The following is a 16,933-nucleotide window of genomic DNA, read 5'->3' as shown; positions in this document are numbered from 1 at the left end:
CCCCCCGGTGCGTGTGACCATCGGGGCATGCCAGGAGCAGCGTCCCCGCCCAGCCAGCAGCCCCGCCCCGGGAGTCCGGGAGCCCCGGCCGCCGAGTCCGAGGAGCAGCCGCTGCGCAAGCTGTACCGCAGCGCCGACGGGCGGATGCTGGGCGGCGTCGCGCGCGGGCTCGCCGGGCACCTCGGGCTGCCCGTGGTCTGGGTGCGGCTGGCCTTCCTCGGGATGTCCATGTTCGGGGAGGGCCTCGGGGTGCTGCTGTACGCGGCGTTCTGGGTGTTCGTACCGCTGGGCGTGGGCGGGCGGGCCGCGGACCGGTCGCTGTTCGAGACGCGGGAGGACGGCAGCCGCAGGCTGCGCAAGCCCGACCGGGGGCAGATCGCCGCGCTGATCGCCCTGTTCATCGGCTCCGGCATCTTCGTCTCGCAGGTGCAGAGCGGCGCCGAGTCCGGCCGGTACGTCTGGCCGATGCTGCTCGTCGGCGCCGGCGTGGTCCTCGTCTGGCGCCAGGCCGACAACGCCCGCCGGGCGCACTGGACCAGCGTCTCCCGCAGGCACGGGCGGCTGCTCACCACGGCGCGGGCCCTGGCGGGCGTGGCCCTGGTCGGCGTCGGCCTGACCGTGTTCATCGTGGTCCGCGGCTCCGCCGCCCAGCTGGGCAACGTGCTCACGGCCGCGCTCGCGGTGCTCGTCGGCATCGCCCTGCTCGCCGGCCCCTGGCTCATCCGCATGACCCAGGACCTGTCCGAGGAGCGCCTGATGCGCATCCGGGCCCAGGAGCGCGCCGAGGTCGCCGCGCACGTCCACGACTCCGTCCTGCACACCCTGACCCTGATCCAGCGCAACGCCGACGACCCCGGGGAGGTCCGCAGGCTGGCCCGGGCCCAGGAGCGGGAGCTGCGCAACTGGCTCTACAAGCCCGCCGGGACGGGCAAGGAGGAGTCGGAGGAGCCCGACACCCTCGCCGAGGCCGTCAAGAAGACCGCGGCGGAGGTCGAGGACCACCACGGCGTCCCCATCGAGGTCGTGGTCGTCGGCGACTGCCCGCTCGACGAGAAGCTCGCCGCCCAGGTCCAGGCCGCGCGCGAGGCGATGGTCAACGCCGCCAAGTACGGTGGCGAGGGCGGGCCGGTGCAGGTCTACGCCGAGGTGGAGGGCCGCACCGTGTTCGTGTCCGTACGGGACCGGGGGCCGGGCTTCGACCTCGACGAGGTCCCCGGGGACAGGATGGGCGTACGAGAATCGATCATCGGCCGCATGCAGCGCAACGGCGGGACCGCGCGGCTGCGCTCCGCGCCCGACGGGGGCACGGAGGTCGAGCTGGAGATGGAGAGGGCGAGCACGTCATGACGGAGCAGCACGAGATCAACCCGGCCGCGGCCGAGGAGCGCCGGGTGCGGGTGGTGCTCGTGGACGACCACCGGATGTTCCGCGCGGGTGTCCAGGCGGAGATCGGCGAGACCGCGCGCACCGGCGTCGAGGTCGTCGGCGAGGCCGCCGACGTGGACCAGGCCGTCACGGTCATCACGGCCACGCGCCCCGAGGTGGTCCTCCTCGACGTGCACCTGCCCGGCGGCGGCGGGGTCGAGGTGCTGCGCCGCTGCGCCCCGCTGATGGCGGCGGCCGAGCGGCCGGTGCGCTTCCTCGCCCTGTCCGTGTCGGACGCGGCCGAGGACGTCATCGGTGTGATCCGCGGCGGCGCCCGCGGGTACGTCACCAAGACCATCACGGGCACCGACCTCGTCGACTCGGTCTTCCGGGTGCAGGACGGGGACGCGGTCTTCTCGCCCCGGCTCGCCGGGTTCGTGCTGGACGCCTTCGCCTCCACCGACGCCCCGCCGGTGGACGAGGACCTGGACCGGCTCACGCAGCGCGAGCGGGAGGTGCTCCGGCTGATCGCCCGCGGGTACGCGTACAAGGAGATCGCCAAACAGCTCTTCATCTCGGTCAAGACCGTCGAGTCGCACGTCTCGGCCGTGCTGCGCAAGCTCCAGCTGTCCAACCGGCACGAGCTGACCCGCTGGGCCACGGCCCGCCGCCTGGTCTGACGGCCGCCGGGCGGGCGGGGGCACGGGGTACGGGCAGGGGTACGGGGCTCAGGCGGGCCGGGTGGCGCCCGCCCACGGCATCTCGGTGATCGGGGCGATGCGCACGGTGGACCCGGTGCGCGGGGCGTGGATCATCTTGCCGTTGCCGATGTACAGCCCGACGTGGCTGATGCCCGAGTAGAAGAAGACCAGGTCCCCGGGGGCCAGCTGGGAGCGGGAGACCCGGCGCCCGGCGTTGATCTGCGTGTACGTGGTGCGCGGCAGGGCGACCCCGGCCGAGCGCCAGGCGGCCTGGGTCAGGCCGGAGCAGTCGTAGCCGTTCGGGCCGGTCGCCCCCCAGACGTACGGCTTGCCGATCTTGCTGTAGGCGAAGGCCACCGCCTGCGCCGCCCGCGACCCCGTCGCCGCGGGCGCGGCCGGGGCGGCGGGGGCCGCGGGGCGGCCGGGTGCGGCGGTGCCGGGGCGGGCCGGTCCCCGCGGGTCCGCGGCCCGCTGCTCCCCGGCGGCCTGCCGGGCCTCGTACCGGGCGCGCTCCTCGGCGGTGAGCCGGTCCAGCAGCCGCTCGGCCGCGGCCAGCCGGGACTCGACGGTGTCCTTGTGGCGGGCGAGGGCCGCCTGCTGGGTGCGCAGCTCGGCGAGGGTGCCGGCGGCCTTCTCGCGCAGGGCCCGCACCTCGTCGACGCTGCGGCGTACGGAGTCGATGTCCGCGGCGCTGCGGTCCCCGGCCCGCTCCATGCGCGAGGCCCGCTCCAGGTACTCCTGGGGGTCCCCGGAGAGCACGAGCTGCACGGCGGGCCCGAGGGCACCGGTGCGGTACTGGGCCGCGGCCATCGAGCCCAGGGCGGTGCGCGCGGTGTTGAGCTTCGCGGTCTTGCGGGCGGCCTCGTCGCGCAGGGCGTCGAGCGCCCGCTGGGCCCGCCCGGACTTCTCCTTCGCCCCGTTGTACCGCTCGGCGGCGGCCTCGGCCTGCTGGTGGAGCTCGTCCACCTGGGCCTTGACCTGGGCCGGGGTGAGGCGGGGCTCCGCGGAGGAGGAGCCCTCGAACGCGGTGGCGGTGGCAGCGCCCGCGAGCGCGAGAGTGGTGGCGGCAGTGCGTACCGGGCCACCGGCAAGCGGGAGCTGCCTCGGCTTTCGATGCTTCATGGGGGAGGACGCTAGGGGCGCAGGTAACGGGCGGATATCGCAATGACCGGAAATTGCCGGTTCCCTTAAGCGCGATGATCGGAATTGATCCACCGGGGGCGGTGTCGGATCCGTTCCGGTGCGCTGGCTACGCTCGGCTCCATGGACGTACTCATTCATGTCTTCGTGGGCCTGCACATCATCGGCATCGCCTCCCTGCTGGGCGGGTTCCTCACGCAGATGAAGGCGATGGGCGCCGGCACCGCGCGCTTCGTGCCCGCGATGTGGCACGGCGCGCTGACCATGCTCGTCACGGGCGTGGCGCTGGTCGGCTTCAACGAGATGCAGGGCAACACCCTCAACCACGTGAAGATCGGCGTGAAGCTCGCCGTGCTCTTCGTGGTCATGGCCCTCGTGTACGTCAAGCGGGACGAGGAGAGCGTGGACAAGGGCCTCTTCGCCGCGGTCGGCGGGCTCACCGTCCTCAACATCTTCCTCGCGGTCCTCTGGACCTGACGGCCGGGGCCCGGGTGATTTCCCGCACCCGGGCCGGGAGTGTCGGTCCCGGGGCCTAGACTCGGAAGGCGATGAGCAGCCTCTTTGACGACAGTTTCCTGGCGGACCTGCAGCCCTCGGCGGAGGAGCCCCCGCCGCCCCCGGAGGAGTACGGCCCGGAGGAGCCCGCGGACGACCTGTTCGGCGGGCATTTCGACGTACCCATGTCCGGGGACGCGTACTACCGCGACGGCGCCCCCAAGCCGGTCATCGACCCGGCGGCCCTCCTCGACGGGCTGAACGAGCAGCAGCGGGCCGCCGTGGTGCACGCCGGCTCCCCCCTGCTCATCGTCGCCGGGGCCGGATCCGGCAAGACCCGCGTGCTGACGCACCGCATCGGGCACCTGCTGGGCGCCCGCGGGGTCCACCCCGGCCAGATCCTCGCGATCACCTTCACGAACAAGGCCGCGGGCGAGATGAAGGAGCGCGTGGAGTCCCTCGTCGGCCCGCGCGCCAACGCCATGTGGGTCTCGACCTTCCACAGCGCCTGCGTGCGGATCCTGCGCCGCGAGTCCAAGAGGCTCGGGTTCACCTCCTCGTTCTCGATCTACGACGCCGCCGACTCCAAGCGCCTCATGGCCCTGGTCTGCCGCGATCTGGACCTGGACCCGAAGAAGTTCCCCCCGAAGTCCTTCAACGCGAAGATCTCGAACCTGAAGAACGAGCTCATCGACGAGGACGCCTTCGCCGCCCAGGCCGTCGACGGCTTCGAGAAGACCCTGGCGCAGGCCTACGCGATGTACCAGTCGCGCCTGCGCGAGGCCAACGCCCTCGACTTCGACGACATCATCATGACCACGGTCCACCTCCTCCAGGCCTTCCCGGACGTGGCCGAGCACTACCGCCGCCGCTTCCGGCACGTCCTGGTGGACGAGTACCAGGACACCAACCACGCGCAGTACACGCTCGTGCGCGAACTGGTCGGCCCCGGGTACGAGGACCTGCCCTCGGCCGAGCTCTGCGTCGTCGGCGACGCCGACCAGTCGATCTACGCCTTCCGCGGGGCGACGATCCGCAACATCCTCCAGTTCGAGGAGGACTACCCGCAGGCCGTGACGATCCTGCTGGAGCAGAACTACCGCTCCACGCAGACCATCCTCTCCGCGGCCAACGCCGTCATCGAGCGCAACGAGAACCGCCGCCCCAAGAACCTGTGGACGGACGCCGGCACCGGCGCCCGCATCACGGGCTACGTCTCCGACACCGAGCACGACGAGGCCCAGTTCGTCGCCGACGAGATCGACCGGCTCACGGACGCGGGCGACGCCAGGGCCGGGGACGTCGCCGTCTTCTACCGGACCAACGCCCAGTCCCGCGTGTTCGAGGAGATCTTCATCCGCGTCGGCCTCCCGTACAAGGTCGTCGGCGGGGTGCGCTTCTACGAGCGCAAGGAGGTCAGGGACGTCCTCGCGTACCTGCGCGTCCTCGCCAACCCGGAGGACAACGTCCCGCTGCGCCGGATCCTCAACGTGCCCAAGCGCGGGATCGGCGAGCGCGCCGAGGCGATGGTCGACGCCCTGTCGCTGCGCGAGCGGATCACCTTCCCGCAGGCCCTCAAGCGGGTGGACGAGGCCTACGGCATGGCCGCCCGCTCGGTGAACGCCGTCAAGCGCTTCAACGCGCTCATGGAGGAGCTGCGCACGATCGTCGAGTCCGGGGCCGGCCCCGCCGTCGTCCTCGAAGCCGTCCTGGAGCGCACGGGGTACCTGGCCGAGCTCCAGGCCTCCACGGACCCGCAGGACGAGACCCGCATCGAGAACCTGCAGGAGCTCGCCGCCGTCGCCCTCGAATTCGAGCAGGAGCGCGGCGAGGAGGAGGGCGCGGGCACCCTCGCGGAGTTCCTGGAGAAGGTGGCCCTCGTCGCCGACTCCGACCAGATCCCCGACGAGGACGAGGACGGCTCCGGGGTCATCACGCTCATGACCCTGCACACCGCCAAGGGCCTCGAGTTCCCCGTGGTCTTCCTGACCGGCATGGAGGACGGGGTCTTCCCGCACATGCGCGCCCTCGGGCAGGTCAAGGAGCTGGAGGAGGAGCGCCGCCTCGCGTACGTGGGCATCACGCGCGCCCGCGAGCGGCTGTACCTGACCCGCTCGGCCATGCGCAGCGCCTGGGGCACCCCCTCGTACAACCCGGCCTCGCGGTTCCTGGACGAGATCCCCGAGCAGTACCTGCACTGGAAGCGCACCGGCGCGCAGAAGCCCGCCGGCCCGGTGTCGGGTGCGGGCTCGCGGCCGGGGGGCGGCAAGGCCTCCTTCGGGACCTCGCCCGAGGCCTTCCTGTCCTCCTCGCGGACCCGCTCGGGCCCCTCGGGCTTCGCCACCCGCCGGGCCGCCGACAAGCCGGTGATCGCGCTGGCGGTGGGGGACCGGGTCACCCACGACCAGTTCGGTCTGGGCACGGTCATGCAGGTCACGGGCGCGGGCGCGGACGCGCAGGCGACCATCGACTTCGGGGACGAGAAGCCGAAGCGGCTGCTGCTGCGGTACGCGCCGGTGCAGAAGCTCTAGAAGTTCTCGGTGGGGCCGCGGGCCGGGCCCGGATCGGGTCCGGCCGGGGGGTCCTACGTCGGGTCCAGGCCGTGGCTGCGGAGCCAGGCCAGCGGGTCGATCGCGGAGCCGCCGCCGGGGCGCACCTCGAAGTGCAGGTGCGGGCCGGTGGAGTTGCCCGAGTTGCCGGAGTACGCGATGACGTCGCCGGCCTTGACCGTCCCGGAGCGGAACTTGGTGCTGCTCAGGTGGCAGTACCAGGTCTCCGTGCCGTCGGGGGCGGTGACTATGGCCATGTTGCCGTAGGCGCTGTTCCACTGGGTGCGCACGGTGCCGTCGGTGGCCGCCATCACGGGCGTGCCGTACGAGACCGGGAAGTCGATGCCGGTGTGCAGCGACATCCAGTTGACCCCGGACTGGCCGTAGTTGGCGCTCAGTCCGTGCTGGGCTACGGGGAGGGCGAACTTGGGGCGCAGGGCCTCCTTGCGGGCGGCCTCCTCGGCGCGCTTCTTGCGCTCGGCCTCCTGGCGGACCTTCAGGTCGATCCGCTCCTGGGTGCGGCTGGCGCGGTCCGCGAAATCGCCCGCGTCCGCGCTGAGCGCGGCGAGCTGCGTGTCCAGCTTGGTGTTGGAGGCCACCGGCTTCACGGAGGCCGGGTCCGGCGCGGCCAGCGTGGTGGTGTCCTCCACGGGCTGCTGGCCGGTGAGCCCGCCGACGGAGGCGGCCGCCACTCCGGCGACCCCCATCACGCAGGCCGAGGGCACGGCCACGGTCAGCAGGGCGGAGCGCTTGGCCGGGGTGCGGCGGCGGGCGCGGCCGCCCGCCGAGCCGTTCGCCGCGGCGGCGCCGCGGCGGGCCGAACGGGGCTGGTGCGGGGCCGTGGCCCCGGCGGGGTGCGCGCTCCCGGCGGCCGGGGGCTCCTCGCCCTCCCCGTCGAAGGAGATCTCGAAGGCGGCGGTGGAGTCCACGGCTCCGGCCGCCTCGGCCGCGGCGGCTTCGGCAGCGGCCGCGGCGTAGGGGGCGTACGGGTCGTAGGCCTCGTAGGCCGCGGCGTGCTCCTGGCCCTCGTAGGCCGGGTAGGTCTCGTACGCCTCGTAGGTCTGGGGGGTCTCGTACGCGGGCTGGGCCTGCGGCGCGGTGTCGTACGCCTCGTAGCCCTGCGCGTACTCCTGGGGGAGTTCCTCGGCGGGGGCGTTCCACGCGGTCGCGTCGTACGAGCCGGTGTCGGTGCCCGCGGCGGCGAACTGGGGCATCGCCCAGTGGCCGGAGTCCTGGCCGGAGGTCTCGTACCCGAAGGAGGGCTGCTGGTACTCGCCGGCGTGCGCGCTGTTCCAGGCGCTCGCGTCCCACTGGCCCGTGGTGTCCTCGGGGGCCGACTGGGCCGGGATCGAGGAGAGGTAGCCCTCGGGGGAGGCCCACGCGGTGGCGTCGTGGCTGCCGGTGTCGTAACCCTGCTGGGCGCCGTACGCGGCAGCGGCATAGGGGTCGTACCCGTAACCGTGGTCGGGCGCCTGCTGCGGCTGCCCGCCCTCGTAACCGCCGTCGAGGGACCCGTAGAGCGGATCACCGGCGAAAGTGGTGGTGGAAAGGCCTTCGTATCCGGATTCCGGGTACGGGCCCGACGAGGAGCGGTCGTTCACCAACTTCTCTTTCGCCTCGGCAGTGGGGGCCTGGGTGGCCGGGGAACGCGTGGTTCCCCGGAGGAGAGCAGTGGCGTGACTGTACCCGGCGGTTCGCGGCCTCGACAATCTTCGGCGGGTTTCGGTTGCTCAGGAACCGGGCATTCGGCCGCCTTTCGGCCGAGACCGGGAAAAGCCTTGGCCCTGCGTTCGAAAAACGTTCGAAGAAATGACGGGCCCTGCGCGGTCCTGCGGCGGTCGTGCGGCGGCCCTCAGGCGGCCGCGACCGCACCGGCGCCGCTGGCCGCGACCGGACCGGGGCCGTCCAGGGCCCGCAGGACCGCGGCGGTGACCGCGGGGTGGACGGCGAGGGCGAGGTGGCCGATCCCGGTGACGGGCACGTCCGTGCAGTCGAGGTCCGGGTGCTCCAACCGGGCGGTCCCCGCCGGCACCATCAGCTGGTCGAGGTCGCTCCAGAAGCTCACGAACCGGGTCCGGCAGCCGGGCGCGGGCCGCCGGAGCTCCGCCAGTACAGGGGAGTCCGGGCGCAGCTGGCGGACCAGCGGGTGCGCGTCCAGCAGCGGGGCGACGCGGGTGCCCTGGTGGGGGGTGCCCAGCGTGACCAGCGTGCGCACCCGCGTGTCGCCGCCGAGGCACTGCACGTAGTAGCGGGCGATCAGCCCGCCGAGGCTGTGGCCGACCAGGTCCACCCGGGCGTGTCCCGAACGGGCGCAGGTCTCCTCGACCCGCTCGGCGAGGCCGCGGGCCGCGGCCCGCAGGTCCGTGGTGAAGGGGGAGTGGTTCAGGGCCTCGACGGAGCGCGGGCCGTGCGCCGCCAGGGTGCGGCGGAGCAGGAGGAACACGGAGCGGTTGTCCGTGAACCCGTGCAGCAGCAGGACGGGCGGGCGGGTCTGCGGCGCGGCCCCCGCCGCGCGGCGTTCCGGGAGCACCCCGGTGGGGTACACGAGCAGGTGGGCGGCCAGGACCGCGAGCTCCAGGACCGCGGCGCGCAGGCCGTCCGCGGACGGCGGGGCTCCGAGGCCCCCCGCGGGTAACTTCAGTGGCAGGCCCATACCGGCTCCCGGACGGCTCCTCGCGGGGCGCCCGGCCGGGGTCGGCCCCCGCCGCCGTGCCGTGCGGCTGTCGGCACGATGGCGGGGCGACCTCGTCGCGGCTCCCCTTGCGACCGGCTCTGTCAATGACCGAAACGTGTCAGGTGTGATTTCCCCCATGCCGTGCACCGCGAAACGGCGGCGTGCGGGATGCTGTGCTTAACGTTCGTTCACCTGGAGGTAGTGATGGGTGTGACCGGTCCGATCCGAGTCGTGGTCGCCAAGCCGGGTCTCGACGGCCACGACCGCGGCGCCAAGGTGATCGCACGGGCGCTGCGCGACGCGGGCATGGAGGTCATCTACACCGGTCTCCACCAGACCCCCGAGCAGATCGTGGACACGGCGATCCAGGAGGACGCCGACGCGATCGGCCTCTCCATCCTCTCCGGCGCCCACAACACCCTCTTCGCGAAGGTCCTCGAACTCCTCAAGGAGCGCGACGCGGAGGACATCAAGGTCTTCGGCGGCGGCATCATCCCCGAGGCGGACATCCCCCCGCTGAAGGAGAAGGGCGTGGCCGAGATCTTCACCCCGGGCGCCACGACCACCGCGATCGTCGACTGGGTCCGCGCGAACGTCCGCCAGCCCGCCGGGGCCTGATCCTCGACCGCCCGGTCACCGGCCGTAGGACCGTCCGGCCGTAGGGCTGTCCGGTCATCTCACCGCCCGGTCACCCGGCCGTAGGGCCGTCCGGTCACCCGGCGGCCCGCCTGCCTTGCCGCCGGGCCGCTCCTCCGCCCGTCCACCGGGCCCGCCCGCCGCGCCGTGCCCCGCCCCTCCCGGCCCGTACCGGCGAGGGGCGCAGAGCTGCGTCCGCCCCCGGCAGGACCGGGAGCGGGACCGGGAACGGGAACGAGAGCGGGAGCGGGAACGGGAACCCGGCCCCGAACCGGAAGGGGCGGCGGCTAAGCGGCCAGCCCGTCCGCCGCCGGTGCCAGGACCGGTGCCAGTTCCGCGTGGAGGGCCGCCCGCAGGTGGAGGGTGGCCACCAGGCGCTGGAAGGCCTCCGCCCAGTACCCGGCCGCCCCCGCCGCGCCCTCCGGCGGATCCTCGTACGCCGCCGCCAGGGACTCCAGCCGGCCCGCCTCCGCCGGGTCGAGGCAGCGCTCGGCCAGGCCCATCACCCCGCTGAAGCTCCACGGGTAGCTGCCCGCGTCCCGCGCACCGTCCAGCGCGTCCACCACCGCCCGCCCCAGCGGCGCGGCCCACGGTACGGCGCACACCCCGAGCAGCTGGAAGGCCTCGGACAGGCCGTGCGCCCGCACGAACCCGGCCACCCAGGCCGCCCGCGCCGCATCCGGCAGGGTCTCCAGCAGTTTCGCCCGCTCGGCCAGCGAGGCCGTCCCCGGCCCGGCCGCCGGCGGGTCCGCGGGCGAGCCCAGCAGCGCCTTCGACCAGTCCGCGTCGCCCTGGCGCACGGCCGCCCGGCACCAGGCCGCGTGCAGGTCCTCCGCCCAGCCCTCCGCCACCGGCAGGGCCACGATCTCCTCCGCCGTACGCCCGCCGAACCGCTCGTACCAGCAGGACAGCGGCGCGGCCTCCACGACCTGGCCCAGCCACCAGGACCGCTCCCCCCGCCCGGCCGGCGGCCTCGGCACCACGCCGTCCCGCAGCATCCCCGCATCGCACTCGCGCGGCGGCACCACCCCCTCCGGGCCCACGCAGGCGAGGGCCCGCTCCGCCATCCGCGCCGCCAGCGCCGACCGCGGCAGGGCCGACAGCAGCTCGGCGGCCGTGGCGCGGACATTGCGGCTGCGGTCCGACAGGGCCTCCTCCAGGAACGGCTCGTCGGCGTCCGACAGCCCGGTGCGCAGCGAGTCCAGGAACATCAGCCGGTCCTCGGCCCGCTCCGTCGACCAGGTGCTGCGCAGCAGCGCCCGGCCCTCCTGCGGGTCCCGGCCCCGCAGTCGGGCCAGCAGGGCCACCCGCTCCGCGAACAGCCCCTCCTGCCAGAGCCGCTCCACGGCCGGGGCGTCCCCCGGCTCGGGCAGCGCCGCACCCCCGCTGCCGCTGCGCAGGGCGAACCGCCAGTCCGGATTCAGCCGCGCCAGCCACAGCCCGCGCACCCCCGCCAGCACCAGGGCCGGCGGCCGCAGGTCCGTACGGGCCCGGGCCGCGTCGAGCAGGGCGGGCAGCAGGGCCGCCGGGGCCCGGTAGCCGTGCCCGTTCGCCGCCGCGAGCCACTGCGGCAGCAGCTCCGCCAGGTCCGGGGCGCTCCCGCGGCCCGTGGCCCCGCCCGCGGCCCGGCCCGCCAGCAGCTGCGCCAGCCGCCGCCGCGCCGCCTCCGGCAGCTCCGGACGCGGATCCGTGGCCGCGGGCTCCGGCAGCGGTCCCGCCGCCGCGGGCCGCAGCCCCGCCCGCCGCCGTACGGTCTGCAGGGCCGCCGCGTCGAGCAGCTCCTCCGGACTGCCGGTGCCCGGCCCCCCGCTGCGCCGCTCCGTCCCGAGCAGCGCAGCCGTCACCAGCGCCTCCCAGTCCACGACACCCGCCTGCTCCACGACCGCCTGCTCCACGATGCCCTCCCGCTCCACGACACCCCCCTGTCCGGCCTGTCCGGCCCGCCCCGCCCGTTCCGCCGCTTGCACCTGCTGCACTGCGCCCCCGCTCCCCGTGCTGCCCGTCCCCGTGCACCCCGGCGCGGGTGCTGCGCCCCGGTCCCGCCCCCTCCGCGGGACCGGGGCGCCCGTGCTCCCCCGTAGGCCGTCCCCTTCGGTTCGCGGCGGGGCCGCGAAGATCCGGAGGAGACGACCCGGGCCCGCCCGTCGCGGCGGGCCCCGATCCGGCCCGGTGCCGGGCCGGATCAGCCCAGTGGGACGGCCTCCGGGGAACCCGGCTGCCAGGCGGTCAGCGGGGTGAACCCCGTGTGCCCGCACTCGCCGAAGACCGTCAGCGGGCCGCCCCCCGACAGCGCCGCGAGCTGCCACCGCCCGGCGCCCGCGCGGGCGGACCGGCTCAGCGGCAGGGCGAACTTCCCGTCCGCGTCGGCGAGCTGCCACCCCCCGTCGTCGGACGGCACCGGTATGACCCCGTCCAGGACCACCGGCCACGCATCCAGCCAGGGGTCCTCCCGCAGCGCCGCCCCGTACCGGTCCAGCGCCGCCCCCGTGTCCACCCCCGGCGGCGGCCCCGCCTGCACCGGCGACGGCACCCCGAACCGCTCGCCCAGCTCGGCCCGCACCTGGCCCGCACCCGCATGGAATGCGGCCTCCGCCTCCACCACCAGCCCGACCGGCAGGCTCAGCTGCGGCGGCCGGCCCGGCGGGCCGAAGTCCAGCAGCATCGCCGGACGCCCGCTCCGCAGCCCGTGCAGCCAGATCCGCCGCGTCGTCAGCCGCCGGTCCGCAGAAGCCGAGTCGTACTGCGACAGCACCAGCCACCGGTCCCGCACCGCGGGCACCCCCTCCGCCACCGCGCCCGGCAGGCCCACCCGGGTCCGCACCGTCGCCGCCAGCGGCTCGGGCAGCTCCGAGACCCCCAGCCAGGCCCGGTCCAGCAGGTGCAGCAGCGCGCACTCCTCCAGCATCCGCACCGGCCAGCCCGGCCCCGAAGCCGTCACCGCCCCCAACTCCCGCACCCGCGATGCCAGTCCCGGCGCCTGCGCGTCGACCATCCGCGCGGCCGTCTCCTCCCAGGCCCCGTACCCCGCCTGCTCCTGCCCGGCGAGCCCCGCGCGCAGCAGGTCCGCCAGCCGCTGCTCCAACTCGGCCACGCCCGCGCCGATCCGCTCCGCCCGGCGGTCGGCCCGCCTGCGCGCCGCCTCCGGATCGGCGGTCCGGCCCGGGCCCCCGCCCGCCGTCCCCTCCTTCCTGCGCTCCGCGCGCTGCGCCCGCTGCCCGAGCCACTCCCCGGCCCAGTCGGGCGCCTCCCCCCGCGGCACCGCCCCCTCGTCCGCAGCCCAGAGCAGCAGCAGCCCCAGCGCGTGCTTGCACGGGAACCTCCGGCTCGGGCAGGAGCACTTGTACGCCCCGCCCCCCAGGTCCACCACCGTCTGGTACGGCTTGCTGCCGCTCCCCTTGCACAGCCCCCACACCGCACCCGAAGCGGAACACCCCGCCCCCGACCACGGCCCGGCACTGCCGAGCCTGCTCCCCGCCCTGCGCGACGCTTCGTCAGGCGCCAGCGACAGCACCTGCTCGGCAGTCCAGCGCACCGCCTCCTCAGTCATGTCCACGAAGGTAGAGGGCCCCACTGACAACGGCCCCGACCTGCAACAACACTCCCCGCGGCCGGGGTTGCCGCAGACAGCGGGGGCCGTTGTCAGTGCCGTGGTGCACCGTGGCAGCACACCCCGCAGCGACGGGGAGAACCGGTCGAAGCCCATTGAGGGCACTTGGAGGGGGAGCCATGACCACGCCCGGAAACAGCCCGGCCGAGCAGGTGCTGAGGCCTCATGCGGAGGACTCGTTCGCGGACGAGCTCGCCGCCCTGGCCGCGGCCGACGACCGGCCCCGCCCGACCCGCTGGAAACTCTCGCCCTGGGCGGTGGCCACGTACCTCCTCGGCGGCACCCTGCCGGACGGCACGGTGATCACGCCGAAGTACGTGGGCCCGCGCCGCATCGTCGAAATCGCCGTCACCACCCTCGCCACCGACCGCGCCCTGCTGCTCCTCGGAGTCCCCGGCACGGCCAAGACCTGGGTGTCCGAACACCTCGCGGCCGCCGTCAGCGGGGACTCCACCCTCCTCGTCCAGGGCACGGCGGGCACCCCCGAGGAGGCGATCCGCTACGGCTGGAACTACGCCCGGCTCCTGGCACACGGCCCCAGCCGCGAGGCCCTCGTGCCCAGCCCCGTCATGCGGGCCATGGCCGAGGGCATGACCGCCCGCGTCGAGGAGCTCACGCGCATCCCCGCCGACGTGCAGGACACCCTGATCACCGTCCTCTCGGAGAAGACCCTGCCCATTCCCGAACTGGGGGAGGAGGTCCAGGCCGTCCGCGGGTTCAACCTGATCGCCACGGCCAACGACCGCGACCGCGGGGTCAACGACCTCTCCAGCGCCCTGCGCCGGCGCTTCAACACCGTGGTCCTGCCGCTGCCGGAGAGCCCTGAGGCCGAAGTGGACATCGTGGCCCGCCGGGTCGACCAGATAGGCCGCTCCTTCGACCTGCCGCCGGCCCCCGAGGGGCTGGAGGAGATCCGCCGCGTCGTCACCGTCTTCCGCGAACTGCGCGACGGGGTCACCGCCGACGGCCGCACCAAGGTCAAGTCCCCGAGCGGCACCCTCTCGACCGCCGAGGCCATCTCCGTGGTCACCAACGGCCTCGCCCTCGCCGCCCACTTCGGCGACGGCGTCCTGCGCCCCTCCGACGTGGCCGCGGGCATCCTCGGCGCGGTGGTCCGCGACCCCGCCGCCGACCGGGTGGTCTGGCAGGAGTACCTGGAGGCCGTGGTCCGCGAGCGCGAGGGATGGAAGGACTTCTACCGCGCCTGCCGGGAGGTCTCCGTATGAGCGCCGCAGGGGGTACGGGCGGCGCGGCCGGCGCACGGGGTGCGGGCGGCAGGGCGGCGGCGGGCAGCGGGCCGCTGCTGCTCGGCGTCCGGCACCACGGGCCGGGCTCCGCCCGCGCCGTCCGGACCGCCCTGGACGCGGCCCGGCCGCGCGCCGTGCTGGTCGAGGGCCCGCCCGAGGGCGACGCCCTGCTGCCGCTGGCCGCCGACCCCGGCATGCGCCCGCCGGTCGCCCTGCTCGCGCACGTGGCCGACGATCCGGCGCGCGCCGCCTTCTGGCCGCTCGCCGAGTTCTCGCCGGAATGGGTGGCCATCCGCTGGGCGCTCGCGCACGGGGTGCCGGTCCGCTTCATCGACCTCCCGGCCGCCCACACCCTGGCGCTGGGCGCGGCCGACGGACCCGGACCCGGCCCGGGCCCGCGTGCGGAGGACGCACCGGGCGCCGGGGCGGCCGGGCCGGACGCGCCCCCCGGGGGAGCCGCTCCCCAGGGCGCGGGTCCGGAGGGGGACGCGGGTGACGGAGCTGCCGCGGCCCTGCGCCTGGACCCGCTCGCCGCCCTCGCGGAGGCCGCCGGGTACGAGGACCCCGAGCGGTGGTGGGAGGACGCCGTCGAGCACCGCGGCACGGGCCCCGGCCCCGGTGACGCCCTCGCCGCCTTCGAGGCCGTCGGCGAGGCCATGGCCGTACTCCGCACGGAGCACCGCGGGGCAGCACGCGGGGCGGCCGGCGAAGGGGACGGCGGGAGCGGCGGGAGCGGCGGCGGGGGAGGAGCCGCCGGCCCGGTCCCCGGCGACCCCCGGGACCTGGTCCGCGAGGCGTACATGCGCCAGAAGATGCGGGCCGCCCGCCGGGAGTTCGGCGAGGACTACGCCGTGGTCTGCGGGGCCTGGCACGTCCCGGCGCTGCGCGCCCGGACCACCGCCGCGGCCGACCGCGCCCTGCTCACCGGCCTGCCCAGGGTGAAGACCGAGACCGCCTGGGTCCCCTGGACCCACCGCAGGCTCACGCGCGCGGGCGGGTACGGCGCCGGGATCTCCTCGCCCGGCTGGTACCGGCACCTGTTCACCGCCCCCGACCGGCCCGTCGAGCGCTGGCTGACCAGGGTCGCGGGACTGCTGCGCGCCGAGGACCGCCCGGTCTCCTCGGCGCACGTCATCGAGGCGGTCCGGCTCGCCGACGCCCTCGCCGCGATGCGCGGCCGCCCGCTGCCCGGCCTCTCCGAAACCCTGGACGCCGTACGGGCCGTGATGTGCGAGGGGTCGGAGCTGCCCCTCGCCCTCATCGGGGACCGGCTCGTGGTGGGGGACGAGCTCGGCGAGGTGCCCGAAGGGGCCCCGGCCGTGCCCCTCCAGCGCGACCTGACCCGTCGGCAGCGCTCGCTGCAGCTGAAGCCGGAGGCGCTGGAGCGGGAGCTGGAGCTCGACCTGCGCAAGGACACCGACACCGCCCGCAGCCTGCTCCTGCACCGGCTGCGGCTGCTGGGCATCGGCTGGGGCGAGCCCGCCGCCTCCCGCGGGAGCACGGGCACCTTCCGCGAGACCTGGCGGCTGCGCTGGGAGCCCGAGCTGTCCGTACGGGTCGCCGAGGCCGCCGTCTGGGGGACCACGGTGCGGGCCGCGGCCGCCGCGAAGGCGGAGTCCGACGCGGCCGCCGCCGACCGGCTCGCCGAGGTCACGGCCCTGGCCGAGACCTGCCTGCGCGCGGGGCTCCCGGAGGCCCTGCCGGCCGTGATGCGGGTGCTGGCCGACCGCGCGGCGCTCGGCACGGACGTGGGCCAGCTGGCCCGGGCCCTGCCCGCCCTGGCCCGCGCCCTGCGCTACGGCGACGTCCGCGGCACCGACACGGGAGCCCTCGCCGGGGTCGCGGCCGGACTCGCCGAGCGGATCTGCGTCGGCCTGCCGCCCGCCTGCGCGGGGCTCGACGCACAGGGCGCGGCCGAGCTGTGCGGGCACGTGGACGCCGTCCACGCGGCCGTCGCGCTGCTCGCCGAGCCCGGCCTGCGGGAGCGCTGGTCGGCCGTGCTGCGGACCCTGGCCGGGCGGGAGACCGTACCGGGCGGGATCCGCGGGCGGTCCGCCCGGCTGCTGCTGGACGAGGGCCGGCTGTCCGCGCCCGGGACGGCCCGGCTGATGGGACTGGCCCTCTCGCCGGCGGCCGCCCCGGCCGACGCCGCCGCCTGGATCGAGGGCTTCGCCGGCGGGGCCTCGGGCGGCGGCACCCTCCTCGTCCACGACGAGCGGCTGCTCGGGCTGGTCGACGCCTGGCTCAGCGGCATACCGGCGCAGGCCTTTAACGACGTACTGCCCCTGCTGCGCCGGACCTTCGGGGCGTACGAGCCCGGGGTGCGCCGCAGCCTCGGGGAGCTGGTCCGGCGCGGCCCGGGCGGCCCCGGGAGTCCGGGCGCCGGGCCCGCGGCCGAGGCCCCGCCCGGATTCGCACCGGAGCTGGACCCGGTCCGCGCCGATGCGGTGGTCCCGCTGGTCAGGCTGCTCCTGACCGCCGCCGGCCCGGCCTGACCGCACGCGGGAATCCGGGCCGGC

The 16,933-nt window shown here is 75.5% G+C and carries 12 protein-coding genes; 7 read left to right on the top strand and 5 right to left on the bottom strand.

Annotation, left to right across the window (positions count from 1 at the left end):
* The first annotated feature begins 27 nt into the window (after positions 1-27).
* On the top strand, positions 28-1,347 hold the full coding sequence (locus ACZ7JZ_RS01410; protein ID WP_470931969.1) for an ATP-binding protein: 1,320 nt from the start codon (positions 28-30) through the stop codon (positions 1,345-1,347).
* Positions 1,344-2,045 (top strand): LuxR C-terminal-related transcriptional regulator, encoded by a 702-nt coding sequence (locus ACZ7JZ_RS01405; protein WP_470931967.1) that lies wholly within the window; start codon positions 1,344-1,346, stop codon positions 2,043-2,045. The genes ACZ7JZ_RS01410 and ACZ7JZ_RS01405 overlap by 4 nt, the downstream gene beginning before the upstream one ends.
* A gap of 48 nt (positions 2,046-2,093) precedes the next feature.
* Here the strand turns inward: ACZ7JZ_RS01405 and ACZ7JZ_RS01400 are convergent, their stop codons facing one another.
* Complete coding sequence (locus tag ACZ7JZ_RS01400; protein ID WP_470931965.1) at positions 2,094-3,188, bottom strand: C40 family peptidase; 1,095 nt, start codon at positions 3,186-3,188, stop codon at positions 2,094-2,096.
* A gap of 141 nt (positions 3,189-3,329) precedes the next feature.
* On the opposite strand from ACZ7JZ_RS01400, the gene ACZ7JZ_RS01395 reads away from it, so the two are divergent.
* Both ACZ7JZ_RS01395 and pcrA read left to right on the top strand, forming a co-directional pair.
* Positions 3,330-3,683: a hypothetical protein gene (locus tag ACZ7JZ_RS01395; RefSeq protein WP_470931963.1), complete on the top strand. Its 354-nt coding sequence runs from the start codon at positions 3,330-3,332 to the stop codon at positions 3,681-3,683.
* Between the two features lie 71 nt (positions 3,684-3,754).
* Positions 3,755-6,232: a DNA helicase PcrA gene (pcrA, locus tag ACZ7JZ_RS01390; protein WP_470931961.1), complete on the top strand. Its 2,478-nt coding sequence runs from the start codon at positions 3,755-3,757 to the stop codon at positions 6,230-6,232.
* A 53-nt stretch (positions 6,233-6,285) separates the two neighbouring features.
* Here the strand turns inward: pcrA and ACZ7JZ_RS01385 are convergent, their stop codons facing one another.
* Positions 6,286-7,851: a M23 family metallopeptidase gene (locus ACZ7JZ_RS01385; RefSeq protein WP_470931959.1), complete on the bottom strand. Its 1,566-nt coding sequence runs from the start codon at positions 7,849-7,851 to the stop codon at positions 6,286-6,288.
* A gap of 251 nt (positions 7,852-8,102) precedes the next feature.
* Positions 8,103-8,903 (bottom strand): esterase/lipase family protein, encoded by an 801-nt coding sequence (locus ACZ7JZ_RS01380; protein WP_470931957.1) that lies wholly within the window; start codon positions 8,901-8,903, stop codon positions 8,103-8,105.
* Positions 8,904-9,128: 225 nt separating this feature from the next.
* Here ACZ7JZ_RS01380 and ACZ7JZ_RS01375 point away from each other — a divergent pair, with 225 nt between their 5' ends.
* A complete protein-coding gene (locus tag ACZ7JZ_RS01375; protein ID WP_470931955.1) occupies positions 9,129-9,542 on the top strand; it encodes a cobalamin B12-binding domain-containing protein in 414 nt (137 codons plus the stop codon).
* 305 nt (positions 9,543-9,847) lie between these two features.
* On the opposite strand, the gene ACZ7JZ_RS01370 is transcribed toward ACZ7JZ_RS01375, so the two are convergent.
* The gene (locus ACZ7JZ_RS01370; protein WP_470932437.1) at positions 9,848-11,455 is read right to left on the bottom strand and encodes a DUF5691 domain-containing protein; all 1,608 of its coding nucleotides are present in this window, start codon (positions 11,453-11,455) and stop codon (positions 9,848-9,850) included.
* A gap of 287 nt (positions 11,456-11,742) precedes the next feature.
* Positions 11,743-13,107 carry an SWIM zinc finger family protein gene (locus ACZ7JZ_RS01365; RefSeq protein WP_470931953.1) on the bottom strand — a complete coding sequence of 455 codons (1,365 nt, stop codon included), beginning with the start codon at positions 13,105-13,107 and terminating at the stop codon, positions 11,743-11,745.
* Between the two features lie 179 nt (positions 13,108-13,286).
* Here ACZ7JZ_RS01365 and ACZ7JZ_RS01360 point away from each other — a divergent pair, with 179 nt between their 5' ends.
* Positions 13,287-14,393, top strand: coding sequence for an ATP-binding protein (locus ACZ7JZ_RS01360; protein WP_470931951.1), 1,107 nt, complete (start codon positions 13,287-13,289; stop codon positions 14,391-14,393).
* The gene (locus ACZ7JZ_RS01355) at positions 14,390-16,909 is read left to right on the top strand and encodes a DUF5682 family protein (RefSeq protein WP_470931949.1); all 2,520 of its coding nucleotides are present in this window, start codon (positions 14,390-14,392) and stop codon (positions 16,907-16,909) included. The genes ACZ7JZ_RS01360 and ACZ7JZ_RS01355 overlap by 4 nt, the downstream gene beginning before the upstream one ends.
* Positions 16,910-16,933: the final 24 nt, after the last annotated feature.

The organism is Streptomyces sp. NPDC038213 (assembly GCF_055600495.1).
Note: the sequence above shows the minus strand (reverse complement) of the source record. Positions and strands in the feature narration are given on the sequence as shown.